Source organism: Streptomyces sp. MspMP-M5, from assembly GCF_000373585.1.
Taxonomy (GTDB): Bacteria; Actinomycetota; Actinomycetes; order Streptomycetales; family Streptomycetaceae; genus Streptomyces.
Genome location: NZ_KB891929.1, coordinates 68889 through 91797, shown reverse-complemented (window position 1 = coordinate 91797; position 22909 = coordinate 68889). Strand labels below are relative to the sequence as shown.

The 22909-nt window shown below is 71.1% G+C and carries 21 protein-coding genes, 3 tRNA genes and 2 pseudogenes; 13 read left to right on the top strand and 13 right to left on the bottom strand.

Features of this window, described 5'->3' with window-relative positions; genetic code table 11:
- The first annotated feature begins 1 nt into the window (after position 1).
- The 5 genes and pseudogenes from B073_RS0132415 to B073_RS41910 form a co-directional block, all read left to right on the top strand.
- Positions 2-1174 carry an ABC transporter ATP-binding protein gene (locus tag B073_RS0132415; protein ID WP_018542238.1) on the top strand — a complete coding sequence of 391 codons (1173 nt, stop codon included), beginning with the start codon at positions 2-4 and terminating at the stop codon, positions 1172-1174.
- Positions 1167-2153 (top strand): 2-aminoethylphosphonate ABC transporter permease subunit, encoded by a 987-nt coding sequence (locus tag B073_RS0132410; RefSeq protein WP_018542237.1) that lies wholly within the window; start codon positions 1167-1169, stop codon positions 2151-2153. The genes B073_RS0132415 and B073_RS0132410 overlap by 8 nt, the downstream gene beginning before the upstream one ends.
- The gene (locus tag B073_RS0132405; protein ID WP_018542236.1) at positions 2140-2937 is read left to right on the top strand and encodes an ABC transporter permease; all 798 of its coding nucleotides are present in this window, start codon (positions 2140-2142) and stop codon (positions 2935-2937) included. Before B073_RS0132410 ends, B073_RS0132405 begins: the two co-directional genes overlap by 14 nt.
- A 54-nt stretch (positions 2938-2991) precedes the next feature.
- Positions 2992-4056, top strand: a complete 1065-nt coding sequence (locus B073_RS0132400; RefSeq protein WP_018542235.1) for a 2-aminoethylphosphonate ABC transporter substrate-binding protein — start codon at positions 2992-2994, stop codon at positions 4054-4056.
- A 126-nt stretch (positions 4057-4182) separates the two neighbouring features.
- Positions 4183-4560: pseudogene (locus tag B073_RS41910) on the top strand (TIGR01457 family HAD-type hydrolase); the annotation flags it as partial.
- 107 nt (positions 4561-4667) lie between these two features.
- Here B073_RS41910 and B073_RS0132390 read toward each other — a convergent pair.
- Positions 4668-5447 carry an HAD-IIA family hydrolase gene (locus B073_RS0132390; protein WP_018542233.1) on the bottom strand — a complete coding sequence of 260 codons (780 nt, stop codon included), beginning with the start codon at positions 5445-5447 and terminating at the stop codon, positions 4668-4670.
- A gap of 201 nt (positions 5448-5648) precedes the next feature.
- A complete protein-coding gene (locus B073_RS41905) occupies positions 5649-6245 on the bottom strand; it encodes a hypothetical protein (RefSeq protein ID WP_051094304.1) in 597 nt (198 codons plus the stop codon).
- A 354-nt stretch (positions 6246-6599) separates the two neighbouring features.
- On the opposite strand from B073_RS41905, the gene B073_RS46870 reads away from it, so the two are divergent.
- Positions 6600-7031: a hypothetical protein gene (locus tag B073_RS46870; RefSeq protein WP_158690280.1), complete on the top strand. Its 432-nt coding sequence runs from the start codon at positions 6600-6602 to the stop codon at positions 7029-7031.
- An 848-nt stretch (positions 7032-7879) separates the two neighbouring features.
- On the opposite strand, the gene B073_RS0132370 is transcribed toward B073_RS46870, so the two are convergent.
- Positions 7880-7950, bottom strand: a tRNA-Asp gene (locus B073_RS0132370).
- An 865-nt stretch (positions 7951-8815) separates the two neighbouring features.
- Complete coding sequence (locus B073_RS0132360; RefSeq protein ID WP_018542230.1) at positions 8816-9994, bottom strand: recombinase family protein; 1179 nt, start codon at positions 9992-9994, stop codon at positions 8816-8818.
- A gap of 36 nt (positions 9995-10030) precedes the next feature.
- Here B073_RS0132360 and B073_RS41890 point away from each other — a divergent pair.
- From B073_RS41890 to B073_RS0132345, 3 genes and pseudogenes are all read left to right on the top strand, one after another.
- A pseudogene (locus tag B073_RS41890) lies at positions 10031-10396 on the top strand (HAD hydrolase-like protein); the annotation flags it as partial.
- Between the two features lie 108 nt (positions 10397-10504).
- Positions 10505-10894 carry a hypothetical protein gene (locus tag B073_RS48890; protein WP_037813432.1) on the top strand — a complete coding sequence of 130 codons (390 nt, stop codon included), beginning with the start codon at positions 10505-10507 and terminating at the stop codon, positions 10892-10894.
- Positions 10878-11183, top strand: a complete 306-nt coding sequence (locus B073_RS0132345; protein ID WP_158690279.1) for a hypothetical protein — start codon at positions 10878-10880, stop codon at positions 11181-11183. The genes B073_RS48890 and B073_RS0132345 overlap by 17 nt, the downstream gene beginning before the upstream one ends.
- A gap of 34 nt (positions 11184-11217) precedes the next feature.
- Here the strand turns inward: B073_RS0132345 and B073_RS0132340 are convergent.
- Positions 11218-11291: transfer RNA gene (locus B073_RS0132340), tRNA-Lys, on the bottom strand.
- Between the two features lie 592 nt (positions 11292-11883).
- Here B073_RS0132340 and B073_RS0132335 point away from each other — a divergent pair.
- Both B073_RS0132335 and B073_RS0132330 read left to right on the top strand, forming a co-directional pair.
- Positions 11884-12303: an SsgA family sporulation/cell division regulator gene (locus B073_RS0132335; protein WP_018542227.1), complete on the top strand. Its 420-nt coding sequence runs from the start codon at positions 11884-11886 to the stop codon at positions 12301-12303.
- Positions 12303-13535: a hypothetical protein gene (locus tag B073_RS0132330; RefSeq protein WP_234025222.1), complete on the top strand. Its 1233-nt coding sequence runs from the start codon at positions 12303-12305 to the stop codon at positions 13533-13535. The genes B073_RS0132335 and B073_RS0132330 overlap by 1 nt, the downstream gene beginning before the upstream one ends.
- Before the next feature lie 142 nt (positions 13536-13677).
- Here the strand turns inward: B073_RS0132330 and B073_RS0132325 are convergent.
- The 6 genes from B073_RS0132325 to ehuB form a co-directional block, all read right to left on the bottom strand.
- Positions 13678-13751, bottom strand: a tRNA-Lys gene (locus B073_RS0132325).
- Positions 13752-13871: 120 nt separating this feature from the next.
- Positions 13872-14630, bottom strand: a complete 759-nt coding sequence (locus tag B073_RS0132320) for an IclR family transcriptional regulator (RefSeq protein WP_018542225.1) — start codon at positions 14628-14630, stop codon at positions 13872-13874.
- A 584-nt stretch (positions 14631-15214) separates the two neighbouring features.
- Positions 15215-16042 carry an ectoine/hydroxyectoine ABC transporter ATP-binding protein EhuA gene (gene ehuA, locus B073_RS0132315; protein WP_018542224.1) on the bottom strand — a complete coding sequence of 276 codons (828 nt, stop codon included), beginning with the start codon at positions 16040-16042 and terminating at the stop codon, positions 15215-15217.
- On the bottom strand, positions 16032-16682 hold the full coding sequence (gene ehuD / locus B073_RS0132310; RefSeq protein ID WP_018542223.1) for an ectoine/hydroxyectoine ABC transporter permease subunit EhuD: 651 nt from the start codon (positions 16680-16682) through the stop codon (positions 16032-16034). Before ehuD ends, ehuA begins: the two co-directional genes overlap by 11 nt.
- Positions 16679-17443, bottom strand: coding sequence for an ectoine/hydroxyectoine ABC transporter permease subunit EhuC (gene ehuC / locus B073_RS0132305; protein ID WP_037813464.1), 765 nt, complete (start codon positions 17441-17443; stop codon positions 16679-16681). The genes ehuD and ehuC overlap by 4 nt, the downstream gene beginning before the upstream one ends.
- Entirely contained in the window at positions 17440-18291 is an 852-nt protein-coding gene (ehuB, locus tag B073_RS0132300) for an ectoine/hydroxyectoine ABC transporter substrate-binding protein EhuB (protein ID WP_018542221.1), read from the bottom strand. The genes ehuC and ehuB overlap by 4 nt, the downstream gene beginning before the upstream one ends.
- 233 nt (positions 18292-18524) lie before the next feature.
- Between ehuB and B073_RS0132295 the strand changes: the two genes are divergently transcribed.
- A complete protein-coding gene (locus B073_RS0132295) occupies positions 18525-19025 on the top strand; it encodes a DUF3830 family protein (RefSeq protein ID WP_018542220.1) in 501 nt (166 codons plus the stop codon).
- 216 nt (positions 19026-19241) lie between these two features.
- Here the strand turns inward: B073_RS0132295 and B073_RS0132290 are convergent, their stop codons facing one another.
- Together B073_RS0132290 and B073_RS0132285 are read right to left on the bottom strand one after the other, a co-directional pair.
- Positions 19242-20660, bottom strand: coding sequence for an amidase (locus tag B073_RS0132290; RefSeq protein WP_018542219.1), 1419 nt, complete (start codon positions 20658-20660; stop codon positions 19242-19244).
- A gap of 84 nt (positions 20661-20744) precedes the next feature.
- Positions 20745-21749 (bottom strand): D-2-hydroxyacid dehydrogenase, encoded by a 1005-nt coding sequence (locus B073_RS0132285; RefSeq protein WP_018542218.1) that lies wholly within the window; start codon positions 21747-21749, stop codon positions 20745-20747.
- Positions 21750-21960: 211 nt separating this feature from the next.
- Between B073_RS0132285 and B073_RS0132280 the strand changes: the two genes are divergently transcribed.
- Complete coding sequence (locus tag B073_RS0132280; RefSeq protein WP_018542217.1) at positions 21961-22869, top strand: aspartate/glutamate racemase family protein; 909 nt, start codon at positions 21961-21963, stop codon at positions 22867-22869.
- Positions 22870-22909: the final 40 nt, after the last annotated feature.

The window sequence follows — 22909 nt, the reverse complement described above, 5'->3', positions numbered from 1 at the left end:
GATGCCCGCCGCCACGGCCCCCGCCCCTGCCACGACCGCCGCCCCGCCCCCGGCCTCCGGCATCCGCTTCGACCACGTCACCGTCGCCTACGGGCGGCACGGCGAGCACACCGTCCTGGACTCGCTCGACCTGACCGTCGAACCGGGCGAGGTGCTGGCCCTGCTCGGCCCGTCCGGCTCCGGCAAGACCACCGCGCTGCGGGCGGTCGCCGGATTCGTCCGCCCGGCCTCCGGGCGGGTCCTGATCGGCGGCCGGGACGTGACCGACCTGCCGCCCCACAAACGCGGCATCGGCATGGTCGTCCAGCAGTACGCGCTCTTCCCGCACATGAAGGTCGCCGACAACGTCGCCTTCGGACTGAAGGCGCAGAAGGTCCCGCGCGCCGAGATCCCCGGCCGGGTCGCCGAGGCCCTGGAACTGGTCGGCATGGCCGCCTACGCCGGCCGGCACCCCCGGGAGCTGTCCGGCGGCCAGCAGCAGCGGGTCGCCCTCGCCCGCGCGCTCGCGATCCGCCCCGGCGTGCTGCTGCTCGACGAGCCGCTGTCCGCGCTCGACGCCCGGCTGCGCTCCGGCATGCTCACCGAACTCGCCCGCCTGCACCGCGAGTTGCCGGACGTCTCGATCCTCTACGTCACCCACGACCAGGTCGAGGCGCTGACCCTCGCCGACCGGATCGCCGTCCTGGAGTCGGCCCGGCTGCGCGAGTGCGGCACCCCGCAACAGCTCTACCGCAGCCCGCGCACCGCGTTCACCGCGTCGTTCGTCGGGACCGCCAACCTCCTGCCGGTCACCGTGCGCCGGGCCGGCGGCGTGGAGTTCGCCGGCCGTCCGCTGGCCGCCCGCACCGGGGACGCGACCCCGGGCGCCACCGCCACGCTCTGCGTCCGCCCGCACCTCCTCGGCCTCGGCGCGAGCCCCGACCCGGACGGCAACACCCTGCACGGCACCGTCACCGAGGTCCAGTGGCGCGGCGCCACCCACCGGCTGTACGTCGAGGTGGCGGGCCACCGCGTCCTGGCCGATCTGCGGGAGCTGCGCGAGACCCCGCCACCGGGCACCGAACTCGCCCTGCACTTCGCCCCGCAGGACGCGGTCCTCGTCCCGGCCGGCCTCCGGGCGGACGTCCCGGTGGACGTCCCGGATATTCCGGACGGCGGGGCGGACCATGTCTGACCGCACCCCGGCGGCCGGCGGGCCGAACCGCGCCCGGACCGCCGCCCTGTGGGCCCTGCCGCCCGTCGCCGCCCTCGCACTGGTCTTCCTCTACCCGCTCGCCCTGGTCGTCCGTCAGTCCGTCACCCCGGAGAACGGCGGCGGACCGACCACCGCCCCGTACACCGCGGTCCTGGCCACCGCCTCCTTCCGGGACGCGCTGGCCAACACCGTGCTGATCGCGGCCGGCGCCACCCTCGGCGCGCTCCTCCTCGGCCTGCTGCTCTCCCTGGTCATCGCCTTCGTCCCGTTCCCCGGCGGCCGGGCGCTGGCCCGCTTCGTCGACCTCTTCCTGGCCTTCCCGTCCTTCCTGATCACCCTCGCCCTGCTGTTCCTCTACGGCACCGCCGGCATCGCCAACGGACTGTGGACGGACGTCACCGGTGCCGCCCACGGGCCACTGGACTTCCTGCACACCCCCTGGGGCGTGCTGCTGGCCGAGGTCACCTACTTCACGCCGTTCGTGATGCGCCCCCTCCTCGCCGCGTTCGCGCAGGTGGAGACCGCGCAACTGGAGGTCGCCGGATCGCTGGGCGCCGGGCCGTGGCGGATCGTGCGGACGGTGATCCTGCCCGAGGCGCTGCCCTCGCTCGCCGCCGGCGGTGCGCTGGTCCTCGTGCTGTGCCTGAACGAGTTCGGGATCGTGCTGTTCACCGGCGCCAAGGACGTCGTCACCCTGCCGGTGCTCGTCTACTCCAAGGCGATCCTCGACGGCGACTACACCGGCGCCTGCGTCGTCGCGGTCGTCAACATCGTCCTGTCGGCCGCTCTTTACGCCCTCTACCGCGCGGTGACGGCCCGCACGGCCGGCGCCGCCGCCCGCCGCCGGCCCGCACCGGCCGCGACCGCCGCCCCCACCGCCGTTTCCACCGGAAACGCCCCCGCCCCGGCCCCCGTACCCGCCCTCGCCGCAGGAGGCGTCGACCGTGCTCGTCCATAGCGCAGCCGCCCGCCGGATCATCCGGGCGGTGTTCCTCCTCGTCTTCGTCCCGGTCTTCGCCCTCCCCCTGCTGGTGATCGCCGCCGCCTCCTTCGCCGACGGCTGGAGCGGCGCCCTCCCCTCCGGCCCGACCCTGACGCACTATCAGGACATCGCCCGGGGGGACGCGCTGACCGCCCTCACCACCAGCGTGCTCACCGCCCTCGCCGCCGGCGTCGCGGCCCTGACCGCCGGCACCTGGGCCGCCCTGGCCGCCGAGAAGCTCGGCCGGCGCGGCCGCCGGCTCCTCGACGCCCTCTTCCTGCTGCCGGTCGCCGTCCCCTCCGTCGTCGTCGGCCTCGCCCTCCTCGTCGCCTTCTCCCGCCCCCCGTTCCTCCTCAACGGCACCCCGCAGATCGTGATCATCGCCCACACCGTGCTGGTCACCGCCTTCGCCTACCAGTCCGTGACCGCCGCACTCGCCCGCCTCGACCCGGCGTACGAACAGAGCGCCGCCGCCCTCGGCGCCCGCCCCGCCCACGTCCTGTGGCGGATCAAACTCCCCCTGCTGCTGCCGTCGCTGACCGCGGCCGCGGGCCTGTGCTTCGCCCTGTCCATGGGCGAGTTGAGCGCCACGATGATGCTCTACCCGCCGGACTGGATGCCGCTGCCGGTCCAGATCTTCGCCGCCACCGACCGCGGCGCCCTCTTCACCGGTGCCGCACTGGCCGTGGCCCTCATGGCCACCACCCTCCTCGTCCTGCTCGGCGTCTCCCGCGTCCGCACCAGGGCCACCTACCGCTGAACCCCTGCGCCACCCCCGCCCCGCCACCCGCCCCGTTCCCCAGGAGCACCCGCCATGCCCAGCCGCCCGCACCGCCTCCTCACCGTCGGCGCCACCGTCCTCGTCCTCGCCGCCACCGGCACCGCCTGCGGCGCCTCCGCCGCCGACCCCCACGCCAAGGTGATCACCGTCTACAGCGCCGACGGCCTCAAGAGCGAGAAGGGCGACGGCTTCTACGACAAGGTCTTCAAGGACTTCCAGCAGCAGACCGGCATCAGGGTCGACTACGTGGAGTCCGGCTCCGGCGCCGCCGTCCAGCGCCTGGCCCGGGAACGCGCCAACACCAAGGCCGACGTCGTGGTCACCCTGCCGCCGTTCATCCAGCAGGCCGACGACAAGGGCCTGCTGGACATCTACCGCCCGCACGGCTCCGAACAGGTCGCCGCCGCCGACAAGGACCCCAACGGCAAGTGGGTCTCCGTCGTCAACAACTACTTCTGCTTCATCTACAACAAGAAGGAGCTGAAGCAGCCCCCGGCCACCTGGCAGGACCTCACCGACCCCCGCTTCGCCGGCAAGCTGCAGTACTCCACCCCCGGCGTCGCCGGCGACGGCACCGCCGTCCTCGTCAAGGCCCTGCACGACTTCGGCGGCCAGGGCCCGGCCATGGCCTTCCTCAAGAAGCTCCAGGCCAACAACGTCGGCCCGTCCTCCTCCACCGGCCAGCTCGCCCCCAAGACCGACAAGGGCGAACTCCTGGTCGCCAACGGCGACGTCCAGATGAACTACGCCAACCTCAAGACCATGCCCGACCAGGGCATCTTCTTCCCCGCCGGCAAGCCCGGCGCCCGCCCCGCCACCTTCGCCCTCCCCTACGCCGCCGGCCTGGTCAAGGACGCCCCGCACGCCGCCAACGCCCGGAAGTTCCTCGACTACCTGCTCAGCAAGCCCGTCCAGCAAGAGGTCTCCGCCATCGGCGGCGGCTTCACCTCCCGCAAGGACGTCAAGGCCACCGACCCCAACGCCACCGCCCTCGCCAGGATCATGAGCGGGGTCGACGTCTTCCAGCCCGACTGGCACGACATCGACAAGAACCTCGACACCTACATCGGCGCCTGGAAGACCGCAACCGGAAGCTGACCCCCGCCGACCAGGGCCGGCGGGCCGCCGCTGACTTAGGCTGGGGCCGTCGGCCGCCCTCCGAGGGGCCGGCCGACGGCCTGGCCAAGCGGCCGGCTCTGGTCGACACGCACCGCAGGAGTGGCAGTGGCAGAGCGCAAGCCGATCGAGTCCTGGCTCACCGACATGGACGGTGTCCTCATGCACGAGGGCGTGCCGGTCCCCGGCGCGGACGCCTTCATCAAGCGGCTCCGAGAATCGGGCAAGCCCTTCCTCGTCCTGACCAACAACTCCATCTACACCCCCCGCGACCTGCACGCCCGCCTCGACCGCATCGGCCTGGACGTCCCCTGGGAGTCGATCTGGACCTCGGCGCTGGCCACCGCGCAGTTCCTCGACGACCAGCGGCCCGGCGGCACCGCCTACGTCATCGGCGAGGCCGGCCTGACCACCGCCCTGCACGACATCGGCTACATCCTCACCGACCACGCCCCCGACTACGTCGTCCTCGGCGGGACTAGCACGCCCAAAACGTATTTGGGCCTGACCTGCGGAAACGCTGCTGTGGCAGCCTCCGGGGGGCTTGCTCTGGCCGCCTGACGGTCTGCCGGACCGGCCAGAGCCAGTGGCGGTCAGATGAAGTCGACCAGGTCCGCGATGGAGTCCTTGACGTGGGTCGGACGGTAGGGAAACTTGTCGATGTCCGCTGGGGCGGTCAGTCCGGTGAGGACGAGGAAGGTCTCCATGCCTGCTTCCAGCCCGGCCAAGATGTCAGTGTCCATTCGGTCGCCGATCATCGCGCTGGTCTCGGAGTGCGCGCCAATTGTGTTGAGGCCCGTACGCATCATCAGCGGGTTCGGCTTGCCCACGAAGTAGGGTTCTTTGCCCGTCGCCTTCGTGATGAGGGCGGCAACTGCCCCCGTCGCGGGAAGCGCACCTTCAGTGGAGGGCCCGGTCTCGTCGGGATTCGTCGCGATGAATCGAGCGCCATCGTTGATCAGCCGGACAGCCTTCGTCATGGCCTCAAACGAGTAAGTTCGAGTCTCACCCAAGATCACAAAATCGGGTTCGGTGTCCGTGAGGACGTAGCCCACATCGTGCAGAGCGGTGGTCAAGCCCGCCTCACCGATGACGTATGCCGAGCCGCCGGGATGCTGGTCATCAAGGAACTTCGCGGTGGCGAGTGCGGACGTCCAGATCGACTCCACGGGTACGTTCAACCCAATCCGGCTCAGCCGGGCGTGGAGGTCACGCGCCGTGTAGATCGAATTGTTCGTAAGGACCAGGAACGGACGGCCTGAGTCGCGCAGCTTCGTAATGAATGCGTCTGCGCCCGGCACCGGGATGCCTTCGTGCATCAGCACCCCGTCCATATCGGTGAGCCACGACTCGATGGGCTTGCGCTCCGCCATGCTGTTCTCCTGTACGCATGAGCTTGCTGGGGTGCCGGAACGACCTCGTGCCGACGCCCCCAGCCTAGCCAGACCCAGCCCGAACCCTCCGAGGACGCCATCCTTTGTGGCGGTGCACAGCGGCAACGGAAGGATCAGTAGAGTCGGCGCTTCGACGAAAGCCAGGGGAGGAGCCCCCTGCTCATGCGCCCGTAGGCTTCGTCAGTCGCCGAGTGTGCCGACCGGCCGCGTCGGGTCCTCTGATGGAGTCACGATGAAGTCGAAGGCACCAAAGACGAGGCCGAAGCGGCGCATGAGCGCGACTGCACGCTCCCGCACTCCAGATGGGACGGCCGTGGGTTTGTAGGTGTTGGTTGCGTAGTCCGTCCGCCAGTCGATCCGACCGGCCGCCGAGCCTGCATGGATCTCAACCGCGAAGAAACGCGAGCCGACCACGGTCAACCGGACTTCATGCGACTTTTCTATCCACTCCTGGAATATGTGGGCACAGAGCCTCACCGAGTCGTCGAACTCGGCTGGATCGACCACCACCGTGTCTACAGGGGCGCCAAGCGACTTGGTGATGATCGGGCCGCCAACGTCAGCGGCAAACTTGCGGCCGGCCGCAGGGTTGTTCGTCACGATCGTTCGCGGCGGGTTAAGGCCGAGCTGGTCAGCCACGCGGAGTTGCCAAGGTTTGTAGTTGGCCTGCTGGTCACGTGCCGGGTGGTTGATCCACAGACACGGCAGAGATGCGACGACTCCGAGGAAGCCCGCCCGGGACTGGGCGGCGGCGAACCGCCGCCCAGCCTCGGACATGCCAGTCGCTTTACTCGTAGAACTGGGCCTGGCCGCTGTCCTTCAGGGACTGAAACCAGCGCTTGGCGATCGGGTGCCAGTCGCTTGACGCCCGGGGAATCGGCGGTGCCTTGCCGGCCCCCGCCTTCACCAAGGCCGGACCGTCCGGCTCGTTGCGCCGTCGGCGCTGATCGCTGCGTTTCGGGACAGGGCCCGGCATGGTGTTACCTCCTCCAACAGCGATAGTTGACCGAGTCCTGCCAACGTCGATAGCGTCATGACGGGCCTCGGGGGAGCCCGTCAGTGCAGTGCGTATTCGCAAATCGCTGGCTGCTTTCCCCTTCGGGCCGTCAGGTACCAAGACACAGGGGGAACATGAACGTCAAGCGTTCACTTATGACTGCCGCCGCGGTCATTGCGGTGTTGAGCACTCCCACAGCTGCCGCCCAGGCAGCCGCCTCAGGCGACCCCGTGGTGAAACGAGGGTGCACTACAGGTGACGCAGGAGCGTCAGGCGGGGCGGTCATCTACAACTGGCACGACCCGATGTCAACGCTCAACGTCAAGTTGGATCTGGCAGACGGCAAGGCTGACGGGCGCTACGCAGCGATTCGGGTCCTCGTACTGGGAATGAACGGCACCTCAAAGCAAGGTGCTTGGAATAAGGTCTCCGGCGCCGGGAAGCACAAGGAGGGATGGGTGTCAGTCAAGTACAGTGGCGGCATCAAAAATATCGGCATCCAGGTTGCCACATTCAAAGGTAACCATCTAATGGGTTACTGTACCGATTGGGGCAATCCCGACTAAGGGCCTGCGGCCCCGACTTCGGTGCATCACCGCCGCGAGGATCCATGATTGAGCGCACATAATTTCTGGTCTGAAGGTTCGTACAGATCGGGAATGAAAGCGCCGCGCCCCGTCGCCATCAGCGCGGCGGGGCGCGCATCACATTCTTCGCCGCGTCCCACAGTAAACGTGTCGGGTCGCCTCTCCCCTGGTTCGTGGGCGCCTTCGCCGAAAAACCGGGTGGGTCAGGCCCAGGGCGCTGGTCCTAACGACCTTGAAACCCGTACAGAATCCGAGCCGCTATTACACTTCGGTCTTTTCTCGAAAAGTGACCTGGGCCACCCCCCAGGTTAAATCGTACATTTGAGGCGCCTCGGATTTCGTCTTCTTCGCGGTTTAGCAAGAGGACGCCATGAACACCGCGCGCTCGCTCACGCCAACTCTCCCGGATGCCGCGCCTCCGGCCTCCGCCTGGACACCCACCTCCGCCGGGCCGCCGCGCCCTCAGCGCTGGACTTCCGCGCGTGATGCCACCCGCACAAAGCCTGAAGGTTCGCCGGGTCGTGGTCGTCGCCGGGATGAAGAAACACCTCTAGTGGATGGCGATACATCAGGGCAACGCCGTGTCAATGAGGCGAACTTCAGCCTTCGCCCCGAGATTGGTGGTGGAGTGACAGGCGCAGGTGCCACAGTGAGCCGTCCACCGACCCCAGGCACGTGAAAGCGAGGCACCATGCCGACCAGTGAGGGAACTGTCGCCAACGACTGCCAGTGCGGTCCCGGCTGTAGCTGCGGGTGCCAGCAAGGCGGCCCCTGCCAGTGCGGTGGAGGCTGCGGATAAGGCCACCCCCAAGGCAGAGTCTTTCCAGCGACCCCGGCCGGAACCGAACCGGCAACCCCCGACCGACAATCGGGCGCTCTCCCACTGAGCTACGGGGCCTGGGGCTCAACTCCCGCGCGTCATCCTGGAAGACACCGGGGCGCGCGGGAGGAGCCGGGCGGGCGCGATGCTCGCGCCTCCACGTCGGACGCTGGAGTCCGCGGCACGGAACCCGCCTGCATAAGCATTAACTGGGGGCCATGACACCCTCGTCCGCCAGGCGGTGGGCCGACCTCTCACCCAGGGGCCAAGTAACTGCCCTTTACCCCTTCTTTCTCATACGGGTAAGAGAAAAGAAGGAACCAGGGACAGTTTTTGTGCCCCGAACGCACCCGTTCAGTCGCTTTCCGTCCACCTGGCGGCAACACGAAGTGAGGGAGTCGCACCCTTGACGGGGCGGCTCCCTCACGGTGTGGCGTGGGTCTCAGTTTTTACGTGTCAGGGCACCCCGGCGCTATGCGGCTTGGGATGCGGCCTCGGGCTCCCTTGGCCGGTGCAGCTTGGCCCAGTTGATGGTCAGGCAAGGTTCGGTGACCGCTTGTGCGTTGTTCCCGTTGCTCTTGTCGTCGACCTGGCCTTTCGGGCCTCGATGCGCTCGCCGGACGAGGGTGCCACAGCCCCCGGTTAACGCTCATGACGGCGGACCTCGTGCGACGGACCTGGACCACATCGTCCCGGGTGACACCCGAATCGGCTCCCAACCATGGGGCGGCGTCCTCGATCTCGAAGCAAACAAGCGCCAAGGAAGGAATGAGTTGAGTGGATCTCCAGGCGATGACGCTTGAGGAGCGGATCGAGTGGGAGATAGAGCGTTCGCCGCTCCGAAGTGACGAGTGGGTCACCGACCTGCTCTCGCGCTTCGGTATTATCCGCGCATGACGAGACCGCCCCGGCCATAAGGTCGGGGCGGTCTCGTTGTTTGCGGCTACCTCCACACAATCTCAAGCAGGTCCGCACGGAACTCTCCACGCTGGGCGCCGCCCTTGCCAGCCGGCTTGACCACCACAGCCTCGATGTTTTTCAAGATCTCTTCCCGCTTCATGTCCACGGTGTAGTCCTTCCACTCCCGGACGATGCGCGCCGCCGCGGACCCGGCCCGAACCGGCGCGGCCGAGAGGGTGGAGACCTTCTCCCTGGTCTCCCTCTCCTTGTCCTCAAGGCGGCTGATCTCGCGTGCGAACTCTGCCAGGGACAGCTTGTCGTCGGCGCGCAGCTGCCGAGCCTCTGCCTTGTCGGCCTCGATCTGCTTCAAGGTGGCCTTGGCCTTGATCAGCTCGGAGTCCTCCTGTTCGGCAGGCTTCACGTGTTGGGCCTGCTTCCTCAGGTTGCCGAGAAGGATCTTCTCCACGTAGTCCTCCATCGGCGGGCCGCTGCGCGACAACTTCCCGCAGCCGCCATCCGCCTTGCGGCAGTAGTAGTACCCGTACTTCTCGTAGCTCTTGGTGCCTCGGGTGTACATCCCAGAGGACAGGCCGGTGCCGCACTTGGCGCAGCGGGCAATGCCCGTCATCAGGCGCTTGGTGACTGTGCTGCCGACCTTCCGCCCCTTGCCGGTGTTTTTGCGGGCATCGAGGACGTCAATCAGTTCGCGCCACTCCTCAGGGGTGAAGATCGTTTCCCACTGCCCCTTGATGGGTGTCCCGTCCGTGCGCTCGACTAGCCACTCAGCGGGGTCGACTCGGCCAGAGCGTTCGCGGACCTCCTGCGGAATGTAGGCGCGGTAGCCGCACAGACGCGGGTTGCGCAGTACATACCTGACACTGCTGTATCCGATGGTCTTGCCCGGCGGAGTCTGCGGGCTTCGTACCTTCAGCTTTGCCCATTCCTCATGGACGGTGGCGACCTTCTTGCCTTTCAGGATGTCTTTGCGCGCTGCCCGAAGCAGTTCCGCTTCCCGCTCGTCAACGTGTTCAGCGTCCTTCCAGCCGAAAGCGCGCTGCCCCTTGTGGGGCTTTCCCGCAGTGGCATCTGCGAGCTTTTGGCGGGCGACTCGGCGCGCGGCGTCCGCAGAGAACTTGTTGGCAATGGTGACGTAGATGCGGGCTTGGAAGCGGCCGTCGTTGGTCGTGAGGTCGAAGTCGCCAGTGGTGGTGGCAAAGATCATCGGCCTACGAGCCTTCTCGTAGATATCGATGCAGCGCTCAACGACGGCGCCCGCTTCATCGCCACCAACCCCGACGAGACCGGCCCGTCGCGGGAGGGTGCGCTGCCCGCGACCGGATCGGTGGCCGCGCTGATCACCAAGGCCACCGGCGTCGAACCGTACTTCGTCGGCAAGCCCAACCCGCTGATGATGCGCCACGTCCTCAACGCCATCGGCGCCCACTCCGAGACCTCCGCCATGATCGGCGACCGGATGGACACCGACGTCGTCGCCGGCCTGGAGGCGGGCATGCAGACCTTCCTCGTCCTCACCGGCCTGACCCGCCCCGAGGGTATCGAGCGCCACCCCTTCCGCCCCTCCCACGTCGTCGACTCCATCGCGGACCTCGTCGACCTGGTCTGACCCGCGGTGCGGCGCCGCCCCGCGGCACCCGAACGGCGCAGCCCCGCCCCGCCCCGGATGCGCCCGGCGGCGGGGCGGCGGACCTTCGGAGGTAACCGGAGGTACACCATGCGCTCACCGCAGCTCACACTCTGTGCCGCCCTCGCGGCGTGCGCGGTGACGACGGCACCCGCGTACGCCGCCGCCGGACCCCCCACCCGCACCCCCCACGCCGCCGTCGCCCCCGCCCCCGCCCGCCCTGCACCCGCCGGCCTCGGCGCTGGCCGGGCCGCGGACCCGGCCGGAACGGCACCCGCCGTGCATCTCGCCCCCGCCCCCGCCGCCCGGTCCCGCCTCACCCCCGGCCGCGTCACCGCCCACCGCGAACTGAGCAGCACCTCCGCCGTCGCCCTCGTCCTGGCGGGCGGCGCGGTCCTGGTCATCGCCGGCCAGCTGCTCCGCCTCAGACTCCGGCTCCGCCGCGAACGCCAGGGGGGCGGCGGTGCCGACGACGAGTGAGGAGACGGCGGCCCCGGAGCACGCCGTGGGGGAGGACGCCACGGGGGAGGGGCCGCGACGTCCCGCGCCCCCGGCACCCGTCGGCCCCCGCCTCCTGCCGGGCCTCGTCGGCGCCGCGCTGCTGGTGGCGTGCTGGCTCTGCGGCGGCGGCCCCGACCTGCCGGACGGCGGCCCGGCCGGGCTCCCGGTGACCGGCGACGCCGCCGCCGTCGGCCGCCCCGTCGCCCACGCGTCCGCACCGCACCCCCGAACCCCGGTGGGCCGCGGCGCCGTACCGCAACACGACTGAGGCCCCCCGCGATGCGAGGGGCCTCAGTCCTACGTGCGCCGCCAGGGACTCGAACCCCGGACCCGCTGATTAAGAGTCAGCTGCTCTAACCAACTGAGCTAGCGGCGCGCGCTGACGGAGAAAACTCTACACGAACTCCGGGGGTGCTCCGTACCCACGCCTACGCCCACCACGCCTCGGGGCCCTGTGATCCCCGTCACCGACCTGGGGCTGACGCCCCGGTGGAGGGCGCCCGGGTGGAAGGTGCCCCGACCACCTCTACCGCATCACGGGGCCGCCCGGCCCGAGGCGAAGATCGACTGCGGGGCGACGGCCGCGGAACGGGCCTCGTCGCCCGCAGCGCGGTCGTCCGTCCGGCCGCCCCGTCGGCATGCGGTACCGCCCGCCCGTTGAGAGGCTGGGGTCGGCGCCCGGGGGCGCGGCGCGGCCGTGCCGGGGCGTGCGGCCCCCACGAGCAGCCGGCCCGGAGGTGAACGGGAATGACGGTCCCGGGAAGCACCGCCCGTGCCGCCGTGAACTCCGCCCGCCGACCTGCCCGGACGACGGTCCGGCGACCGCCCCCGCCGACCGCCCGCGGATCATGGCGTCCATCACTCCTCCGCCCTCGCCTGCAACCCCATCCCGCGAGCCGACGTCTGCTAGGACGCGAGCCCCGACCCGGGGCCCCGGGACTCGCCCCTCTTCGGAAAGGTTGATCGTCGTGGTGTCGACAGCCAAGCGCACCCTCGAGATGCAGCTCCTCCTCGGGCCGGACGAAACGGTTCCGGTGGCCGGCCGGTTCAGCTACCGCAGCGACCGCCCCTACGAGGTCGAGGTCGCGTTCCTCAGCCGCGGCGAGACCGTCGCCACCTGGCTGTTCGCCCGCGATCTGCTGTTCGCCGGGCTGCGCGGGGAAGCCGGGGAAGGGGATGTGCGGGTGCGCCCCGCCGGCCGTGCGGGCACTGCGCGCCATGTGCGCATCGAACTCGCCACCGACGCCGGCTTCTGCGAACTGGCGGTGCGCGCCACGGAGCTCACCGCCTGGCTGGAGCAGACCGCGGCGATCGTCCCGCCCGGCCGCGAGGCCCGCTCTCTCGATATGGACGCCCACCTGGCCCGCCTGCTGGCGGGGAAGTGCTGATGACTCCCACTCCCATGACGACGACGCCCGACACCCGCCTCGCCCTACGCGCCGGTGCCGCCGCCGGAACGGGCGGGTCGGTCGCCACCGCGACCGCCGACCCGGCCGTCCGCATCCCGGCGCAGGCCGGCCCGCCCGGTGCCGCCGACGCCGCGCCCGCCTGCCCCGACGGCGACCCCTCCGGTGCCCCGGCCGCGCACGACCCCTGTGCGCACGGCTTCCTCCCGGAGCGGCCGCCCGTGCGGTCCATGATCGGCACCTGGACCCGGCTGGACGCCATGGCCCGCGAGGCGGCCGTCGCGACCGGCCGCGGGGCCGCCGCCGAGGTCGTCGACCGCGCCGACCGCGCCGAGGAGTTGACCGCCCTGCGGCAGCGCGTCTCCCGCCTCTCGCCGCGCAACGCGGAGGCCGCCGCGATGCGCGTCGCGGTCATCGCGGTGTCCTGCGGCTGGGGCGCCCTCGACCCGCAGGCGCCGGCCGCCCGCGAGGTCGCCAACGAGGCGTTCCTGGAACTCTGGGCGGCCATCGCGCACCGCATCGACCACGACCAGTTCGTCGCCCTGCCCACCCTCGCGCTCCACAACTGGGCCCCGGAACGCAAGCCGCGCCGCCACATCCCCATCGACCAGCTGGCCCGCACCGAACAGCTGGTGCCGATCGTGCGCTGGGCCCCGGAGGGCCAGCCGCTCAGCCGCCTGGACCGGCTGATGCTCGCCGCGACCCGGCTGGAGGCACACGGCATCTGGCTCTTCCGCCTGGCCGACACCCTGGCCGGCCGCGCCCCCGACGACTCGTCCACCCCGACGGCGCTGCGCCGCCTGGTCCGCATCCAGCACGCCCTGCGCGCCCAACTCCACTCCGAAGCCACGGAGTTGGCGGCCGCCCCGGTCAACGGCCAGCAGCGCGCGGTACTCGGCGCGCTCGCCGAGCAGGGCGCCCTGGAACCGCCGGTCCTCCAGGCCGCGGACGCCGTCCTGGGCATCGGCGGGCGCCGCCTCGGCGAGGGCCGCCGCCAGCACCTGCGCCGCCACCTCCCGGCCCAGCACCGCGCCTGGCTCAGCGCCATGGACCGGCACTGCGCCCCCGTCCGCACCCTCGCCCACCGCGGCGGCCCCGACGCCGCCGTCTACCGCGAGGCCCAGGAATCCCTCATCGCCCTGCGCCGCACCTACACCGCCCTCGTCCACACCGCCGCCGCCCCCGCCCCGGGCCCCCTCCCCGAGGCAGCCTGACCCCGAGCCGGGGCGCGGGGCCGGGCCCGGGGAGGGGCCGGGCACACACGAAAGAAACCGCCCGAAGGCATGCGAAAGGGGCCCCGAGGGCCCCACGTAACACCGAAAGGCCCCCACCGGAGTGGGGGCCTTCGACCGTCTGTGCGCCGCCAGGGACTCGAACCCCGGACCCGCTGATTAAGAGTCAGCTGCTCTAACCAACTGAGCTAGCGGCGCCTGCTGACGAAAGAAATACTACCTGGTCGAGAGGGGTGCTCATGACCACCCGCCTGGCCATCCGCCTGGCCACCCTCGTGATCATGCCCCGCGGGGCCCCGCCCGGTATCGCTTCCGCCCTCAGATCGCCAGCGACAGCAGGACCGGCGCGGCCTTGCGGTTGAGGGTGTCGGCGGCCTGCCGCAGACGGTGGGCGTGCTCCAGCGGCATGGACAGCGCCAGGCAGCCGACCGTCTTGCCGGCGGTGATCGGGACGGCGGCGCAGACCGTGCCGACCGCGTACTCCTGGAGGTCCAGGACGGGGACGGTCGGCGGCTGGCTGTCGAGCTTGTGGAACAGCACCTTCTCGTTGGTGATCGTCCGGGAGGTGAGCCGGGCGGTCTTGTGGCGTGAGAGGTGGTCCATCCGCCCGTCGTGGTCGAGCTGCGCCAGCAGGCACTTGCCGACCGCGCTGGCGTGGGCCGTGCGGCGGAACTCGGCCCACTCGTTGACCTTGGGCGCCAGTGGCCCGTCGGCGTAGTGGAGGATCTTCACCTCGCCGTCGATGTACCGGCTGATGTAGACCGCCGCCCCGACCGAGTCGCGCAGCTGGTCCAGCGTGCGCTGCAGCTTGTCGCGCAGGGCGCGGCTGCGGTCGGCGCCGGATCCCAGCAGGAGCAGCGACTCGCCGACGACATACGCGCCGTCGGAGAGCTGTTGCGCGTAGCCTTCGCGGCGCAGCATCGACAGCAGCTGGGTGAGGTGGGCTGCCGGGAGGCCGGTCTCGCGGGCGATCTGTGCGTCGGTCACGCCGTCGGCGTGCCGGGAGATCGTCTCGAGTACGCGCAGGGCGTGCTGCACCGAATGGAACGGCGCGGTCGGCTCGGGCTTCAGCGCCACGGTGTCCCCCTAGGAGGTTGGTACCGCTTGCGTCGTGACCGTCGTGGCGGGTGCGACCGCGTGGAACGCGGGCCGCTTCCGGACAACGGGCTCGTATCACGATAGCGGTCAACGAGCCCGGATGGAGGGGGTCTTGACCGAAAACCGGATTGGTTCACGCGTCTGTGCAGGCGCCCTGCACTCTGGCATATGCCCAGGTCATGAGCTGGTCGAGGAATCTCCCCCGGACCGGCGACAACGGCGTACGGAGGGCGGGTGATTGGCCGGCCGAGGACGGGCGTTGACGGCCGTTGGTGACGCGCGGAGTTGACGCACCGTCGGGTTTTCGCCGGGGCTCGCACGCCCCGTTCTTCCGCTTGCTGTTCGTCTTTCCGCCTGGGAGTCGTTCGCCTCGTCCAGCGCATCCGTCACATCCGCCGCAGGGGGCGCAGCGGTCGCAAATGTCTCAAACTCGCGGTGGGAGGGGCTCGGCACCTCGCCATCGGGGAGGCGGGAAAGCGGACGGGGCGTGCGGGAGCGGGCACCACGTGCCGCGCTCCCGCACGCCCCGGACGGCCCCGCCGGGGCCACGCCCGCCACGCCGCCTACAGCACCGCGCTCAGGAACTCCCGGGTCCGCTCGTGCTCCGGGGCGGTGAAGATCTGCTCCGGCGGGCCGAACTCGATGACCCGCCCGGCGTCGAACATCATCACGCAGTCGGAGACGTCCCGGGCGAAGTTCATCTCGTGCGTGACACAGAGCATGGTGATGTCCGTGCTGTGCGCGATGTCCCGCAGCAGGTCCAGCACGCCGGCCACCAGCTCCGGGTCGAGGGCCGAGGTCACCTCGTCCAGCAGCAGCACCTGCGGGCGCATGGCCAGCGCCCGGGCGATGGCGACCCGCTGCTGCTGGCCGCCGGAGAGCTGCGAGGGGTACTTGTCGAGGTGGGCGGTGAGGCCCACCAGGTCCAGCAGTTCGCGGGCGCGCTGTTCGGCCGCGTCCTTGTCCAGGCCGAGGACGTGCACCGGGGCCTCGGTGATGTTCCGCAGCACCTTCATGTTGGGGAAGAGGTTGAACTGCTGGAAGACCATCCCGATGTTCTTGCGGATCTCCCGGCTGTAGCGGTCGCTCGCCGGGACGAGCCGGCCGCCCTTCTCCTCGTGGGTCAGATACCGGTCGCCCAGCCTGATGGTGCCCTCGTCCGGCTTGAGCAGCGTCATCATCAGCCGCAGGATCGTGGTCTTGCCGGAGCCGGACGGGCCGATCAGCGTGACGTGCTTGCCCGGGTAGACCGTCATGTCGAGCGCGTCCAGGACGGTGTGCGTACCGAACCGCTTGGTGACCGCTTCGAAACGGATCAGCTCGGTCTCCCCGGAGGACGCGGGCTCGCCGGCGGTGGACGGGGTGTTCGGGGTGTCGCGGTCAGCGGACAAGGCGGCGCTCCAGGGCTCGCAGGAGAAGAGAGGCGGGGTAGGCGATGGCGATGAACGCGACCCCGACGACCGTGTACGGCTCCACGGTCTGGAAGGTCTGGGAGGAGAACTGCCGGGCCTCGCCCAGCATCTCCAGTACGCCGATGGCGAAGAGCATCGGCGAGTCCTTCAGCATCGCGATGACGTAGTTGCCGAGCGCGGGCGCCACCCGGCGGACCGCCTGCGGCAGGATCACCGCCGTCCAGGTGCGGCGGCGCGGCAGGCTGAGCGCGATTGCCGCCTCCCACTGGCCGGCCGGCACGCCGTCGATGCCGGCGCGGTAGACCTCGGCGGTGTACGTCGAGTAGTGCAGGCCCAGCCCGATCACGCCGGTGGCCAGGGCGCTGAGCGTGACGCCCCACTCGGGCATCACGTAGAAGAGGAAGAACAGCTGCACCAGCAGCGGGGTGTTGCGCACGAACTCGGTGACCGCGGTCACCGGCCAGCGCACCACCTTCAGGGACGAGCGCTGCGCCAGCGCCCACACCAGGCCGAGCGCGAAGGCGATCAGCGAGCCCAGCACCAGGGCCTGCAGCGTGACCAGCACGCCCTTCCAGAACGTCGGCAGAAAGGCGCCGACCGCGGACCAGTCGAACGTCATCGGGCCTCACCTTCCGCGGGAGCGGCGGTACCGGTGACCGCCGGACCGGTGACGGGGCCGGGCTGTCGTCGCCGTCGCAGCCGCAGCGGCGACCGCCCGGCCGGCGCCTGCCCGACGCCCGCCTTGGCGTGCCGTTCCACCGCCCGCATCCCGCGGGTCAGGACGAACGCCAGGACGAAGTACATCACCAGGATGATCGTGTAGACGGGGGCGCTCTGCGCGGTGGCGTTGCGCACCAGGGAGGCGCCGAAGGCGATGTCGCCGACGCCCAGGATCGACACCAGCGCGGTGCCCTTGAGCAGCTCGATCAGCAGGTTGTTGAACGGCGGGACCATGCCCGGCCACGCCTGCGGCAGGACGACCTTCCGCAGCTGCTGGGCCGGCGAGAAGCTCAGCGCGAGGCCGGCCTCGCGCTGGCCCGGCGGCACCGCGGCGATCGCGCCCCGCACGACCTCGGAACCGTACGCGCCGTACGTCAGGCCCAGCGTCAGCACCGCGGCCCACATCGGGGCCAGCTGCCAGCCGAACCCCATGGGCAGCACGAAGAACATCCAGAACATCAGGATCAGCGCGGAGGTCCCGCGGAAGATCTCGAAATAGGCCCCGGACAGGAACCGCACGATCCACCGCCGGTGGGTGCGCGCGAGCCCGATGCCGAAGGCCACGACGGCGCCCAGCGCCGCGCTGCAGACGGTCAGCTGGACCGTGACCCACACGCCCTTGAGGAGGAGTTCCCACAGGCCCCAGGTGATGTCAGTCATGGCCGGCACTTCTCCTTGGCGGTGATCTTCGTCATCTGCTGCGCGGTGAAGCCGAAGGGCCGCATGAGGTCCAGGAGTTCCCCGGAGCGCTTCATCTTGTGCAGCTCGCGGTTGAACGCGTCGCGCAGATTGGTCTCCGGCGTCCGGAACGCGAAGCCGCCGACGTCGATCACCGGCTTCCCGTCCACGTACGGGGTGACCTCCGGCGTGGCCTCCGCCCGGGTGGTCCGCGACTGCCGGACGACGTTCCGCACCGTCACCGCGGTGCCGACGAAGACGTCCACCCGCCCCTGCTCGACCGCCAGCAGCCCCGCCAACTGGTCGGGCAGCGTGGTCATGCGCGTGACCCCCGCCGCCTTGGCGTAGTCGATCTCGGCGTAGCCGACACCGGTCGCCATCCGCGCCCCGGTCCGCGCGATGTCCTTGTAGGTGCGCAGCTTCAGCGGATTGCCCTTGCGGACGATGAAGGCGTCCCGCATCTGGTACTCGGGATCGGCGAAGATCACCTGCGCGCAGCGCTCGGGGTTGATGTACATCCCGGCCGCGACCACGTCGAACTGCTGGGAGTTCAGCCCCACGATCAGCGAGCCGAAGTCGGTGGGGAAGGGCTCGACGCGCGGGACGCCGAGCCGCTTGAAGATCACCCGGGCGATGGTGGGCGCCGAACCGGTCATCCTGCCGTCGGTGCCGATGTAGCCGTACGGTTGCTCGCCGGCCAGGCCGAGGGTGACCGAGCCCTTCTTGCGCAGCCGCTCCAGCAGCTGCCCGCCGCCCGCCGCCGCCGCGGTCGGGACCCGGCTGCAGCCGCTCGCCGCGCCGATCGCCCCCGCCGCGCCGAGCGCCGCCACCCCCGCGAGCAGCGACCGGCGGCCAAGACCGGGGGGCCGATGTCCTGTTATCTCGCGTCTCCGGGTGGTGAGTCGTATGGGGTGTGGTCCTTGATTGTCTGAGGACGTGCTCTGTGGTGGAGCCATGGGCGCGTGGCTACCCGAAGCGTTCACGCCTATGCCGATCGTTTCGAGCCCTTCACACCGCCGCAGGAGATGTTCCGTACGCCGGTAATGCCCCCTACGCTCGGGATATGACCGATCGCTTCATCGAAGTCTCCCTGGACAAGCGCGGCGTCAGCTGCACGGCCAAGTTGCTCGACGATCGTGCCCCGCTCACCTGCGCCGCCGTCTGGGACGCGCTCCCGCTCGGCGGCGACGTCTACCACGCCAAGTACGCCCGCAACGAGATCTACGCCCTGGTGCCGCCGTTCGCGCCCGAGGAACCGCCGCTGGAGAACCCCACCATCACCCCGATCCCCGGCGACCTGTGCTACTTCACCTTCAGCGACACCCAGTTGGGCACCGCCTCCTACGGCTACGAGCGCGAGGCCAGGCACCGCGGCCGCGCCACCGTCGTCGACCTCGCGCTCTTCTACGAGCGCAACAACCTGCTGATCAACGGAGACGCGGGCTGGGTGCCCGGCATCGTCTGGGGCGCGGTCGTCGACGGCCTGGACCGGATGGCCGACGCCTGCCAGGACCTCTGGCGCGCCGGCGCCCTGGGGGAGACGCTCAACTTCCGACGGGCGTGACGGGGCTTCGCGGTGTGCCTTCCCCGGGGAAGGCACACCGGGGGCCGAACGCTCCCGGGGAAGGCGGGACCGCGGGGCTGCCGGAACACCCTCCGGAATACCTTCCGCCCCCCTCGCGTTGTGGCCCCGAGGGGGCCCCGCCGCCCCCTACGGGAAGTGTTCGCCCCCTCCCTAGGTGACCCGCCCGCCCCCCCCCGCGCCTACGGACCCCCGCCCCTACGGAACCGCCGGCCGCGGGATTTCCGCCGCCCCCGCCTCGTACAGCGCGTGCGCGGCGCGCAGCACCAGCGCGTCCGCGTGCCGCGCGCCGACCAGCTGCACCCCGATCGGCAGCCCGTCGCCGTCCACCCCGCAGGGCACGCTCGCGGCGGGCTGCTGGGTGAGGTTGAACGGGTACGTGAACGGCGTCCAGCCCGTCCACCGCGTGTGGCCGGAACCAGGCGGTACCTCCCGGCCGGCCGCGAACGCGGTGATCGGCTCCGTCGGCGTCACCAGCAGGTCGTACACGCTGTGGAAACGGCCCATCGCCCGCCCCAGCGCCATCCGCACGTCCACCGCCGCCAGATAGTCCAGCGCGCTGTAACGGGCCCCCTCCTCGCAGATCTCCCGCAGGCCCGGATCCAGCAGCTCCCGGTCGGCCGCCCCCAGCGGCTGCACCAGCCGGGCCGCGCCGCTGAACCACAGCGTGTGGAACGCCGCCACCGGATCCGCCACCCCCGGATCGATCTCCTCCACGTCCGCGCCCAGCTCCGCCAGTGTGTCCACCGCCCGGCGCACCGCGGCCGCCACCGCCGGCGCCACCGGCACGTCCCACCCCAGCGACGGGCTGTAGGCCACCCGCAGCCCCGTCACCTTCCCGGCCAGCGCCTCCCGGAACGACCCCGCCACCGGCGCCAGCTGCGACCAGTCCCGCCAGTCCGGGCCGCAGATCACGTCCATCATCAGCGCCGCGTCCGCCGCGTCCCGCGTCATCGGCCCCACATGCGCCAGCGTCCCGAACGGGCTCGCCGGATAGTGCGGCACCCGCCCGTACGTCGCCTTCAGCGCGAAGATCCCGCAGAACGACGCCGGGATCCGCACCGACCCGCCGCCGTCCGTGCCCAGGCTCAGCGGCCCGGCGCCCAGCGCCACCGCCGCCGCACCGCCCCCGCTGGAGCCGCCCGCGGTGCGCCCCGGGTCGTACGGATTGCCCGTCACCCCGTGCCGCGGACTGTCGGTGACACCTTTCCAGCCGAACTCCGGGGTGGTGGTCTTGCCGACGAACACCGCACCGGCCTCCCGCAGCCGGGCCACCGACGGCGCGTCCTCGTCCCATGCCGCGCCCTCGGCCCGGACCGTGCGCGAGCCGCGCAGCGTCGGCGCGCCCCGCATCAGCAGCAGGTCCTTGACGGTGACCGGCACCCCGTCCACCGGCCCGGCCGGCGCGCCGCTCCGCCAGCGCTCCGCCGACGCCGCGGCCTGCTCGAGAGCCTGCTCGGCGTCGATCCGGGTGAAGGCGTTGACGGCGGCCTGGGCGGCCTCGGCGCGCTCCAGCACGGCCCGGGTCGCCTCGACGGGGGAGAACTCGCCCGAGGCGTAGCCGGCGAGCAGACGGGTGGCGGTGAGGTCGGCGAGGCGGGTCGGTCCGTTGGTCATGCGTCCTCCGAGCGTCGGCCGCCCCGGGCGGGGCGGCGGGCGGGGCGCGGACCGCCGCGGGCCGGGCCCGGACGGCCCGCGCGGTCAGGTCACCGGTACGTATCCGAGGCGTTTGTCGACCACGTTGCGCAGTGGCTCGCCGGCCGCCCACCGGTCGAAGTTGTCCTGGAACTGCGCGGCGAGCGCGTCCCGCCAGCCCAGGGTGTCGCCGCTCATGTGCGGCGAGACGATCAGGTGCGGCACGTCCCACAGGGGGCTGTCCGAGGCCAGCGGCTCGTCCGCGAAGACGTCCAGCGCCGCGGCCGCGATCCGCCACTCCCGCAGCGCCGCGACCAGCGCCGCCTCGTCGACCAGCGGCCCGCGGGCGACGTTGACGAAGCGGGCCCGCCGCGGCATCAGGGCGAACGCCGCGGCCCCGAACATCCCCCGGGTCTCCGCCGTCAGAGGCGCCGCGCACACCACCCAATCCGCGTGCGGCAGCAGCCCGTTCAGGGCCCCCGCGGCGTGCACCCGGCCGAACTCCGGATCACCGGTCCGCTCCCGGCGGCCGACCAGGTCGACGCCGACACCCAGTGCCAGCAGGGTGCTGCCGACGGCCCGGCCGATCGGCCCCGACCCGACCACCACCGCGCGGGTCCCGGCCAGCCGCAGCGTCTCCCGGTGCTGCCAGCGCCGCTGCCGCTGCAGCTCCCAACTCCCGTAGAAGTCCTTGGCCATGGCGATCACCAGTCCGGCGACGTACTCGGCGATCGGCTGCTCGAAGACCCCGCGGGCGTTGGTGACGACGGTGTCGTCGGCGATCAGCGCCGGGCACAGCAGCCGGTCCACGCCGGCGCTGGCGGTGTGCACCCAGCGGGGCCGCGGGCCGTGGGCGGGCCAGCTCTCCCGGATCGCGTCGGAGGTGAAATCCCAGGCCAACAGCGCGTCGGCGGTGGGGAGTAGGCCGGCCAGGGTCGTCTCGTCGGCGAAGACGATCTCGGCCCGGCCGGTGAGGCGGTCCAGCCGCGGGGGTGGCTCGGAACCCAGGACGAGAAGGGTGGGGACGGTGGTGCCGCCGGGGGCGTCGGTGCTGCCGGTGCTAACGGACATAGGCCAGAGAAACCGTTCTGAAAACGAGTGCCCCGTATCGCGGAACAGGGCGCCGACAGATGCCTGAGATGCGAGGATTGACCACGCTAAGAAGTCGTATCTACCGTGTCAACAACGGCTCTGTCCCGACGTCCCCGGCTTGTCCGGCTGCATCACCTCCCCGGCCACTGGCCGTGCCCTTCCAGCCCTTCGTGCCTTTCTAGGGGCCTTCATGGACGTCTCTTTCCTGGGTGGCCCACAGCCGCAGCTCGGCGTGGGTGTCGTCGCCCCCTTCGACTTCGCGCTCGACCGCGAGCTGTGGCGCTGGGTCCCCGACGACGTGTCCCTCCACCTGACCCGAACTCCCTTCGTGCCCGTCGAGGTCAGCCTCGACCTGGCCCGCCTGGTCAGCGAGCACGAGACCCTGCATGCCGCCGTCCAGGCGCTGTGCGCGGTGTCGCCGCAGGTCATCGCCTACGCGTGCACGTCCGGCAGTTTCGTCGGCGGCACCGCGGGCGAACGCGCGATGTGCGCGGCCATGACCCAGGCGGGGGAGGTGCCAGCCCTGACCACCTCGGGCGCCGCGCTCGAGGCCCTCCACGAGATCGGCGCCCGGCGCATCGCCGTCGTCACCCCGTACACCAAGTCCGTCACCCGATCCCTGGAGGAGTACCTCGCCGAGGCGGGCATCACCGTCACCGGCCGTGCCTATCTCGGACTCACCCGGCACATCTGGAAGGTCCCCTACCGCGATGTCGTCGACATGGCCCGTGCGGCCGTCGTCGGAGCCGCCGACGCCCTCTTCATCAGCTGCACCAACCTCCCCACCTACGACGTCATCCCCCAACTGGAGGCCGAGCTGCGGATGCCCGTGCTCTCCGCCAACCAGGTGACGATGTGGGCCGCGCTGCGCGCCATCGGCGTCCGCGCCGTCGGCCCGTACCAGGCGCTGCTCGATCCCGTGGCGCGCAGCGGCCCGGCGGCCATGACCGGCACCCAGCCGCCGCCGCGGAGCGCACCGAGACCCACTCCCGAGGCCGCCCTGGCCGGCCCGCCGGCCCCGCCCGACGCGGATCCCGGCGACGGCCCCGAGCCGCCCCCGTACCTCCCCGACGACCCGGGCCGCCGGCCCCCGGTCTGAGCCCGGTCCGCCGCACCACCGCACACCGCACCCACCACCC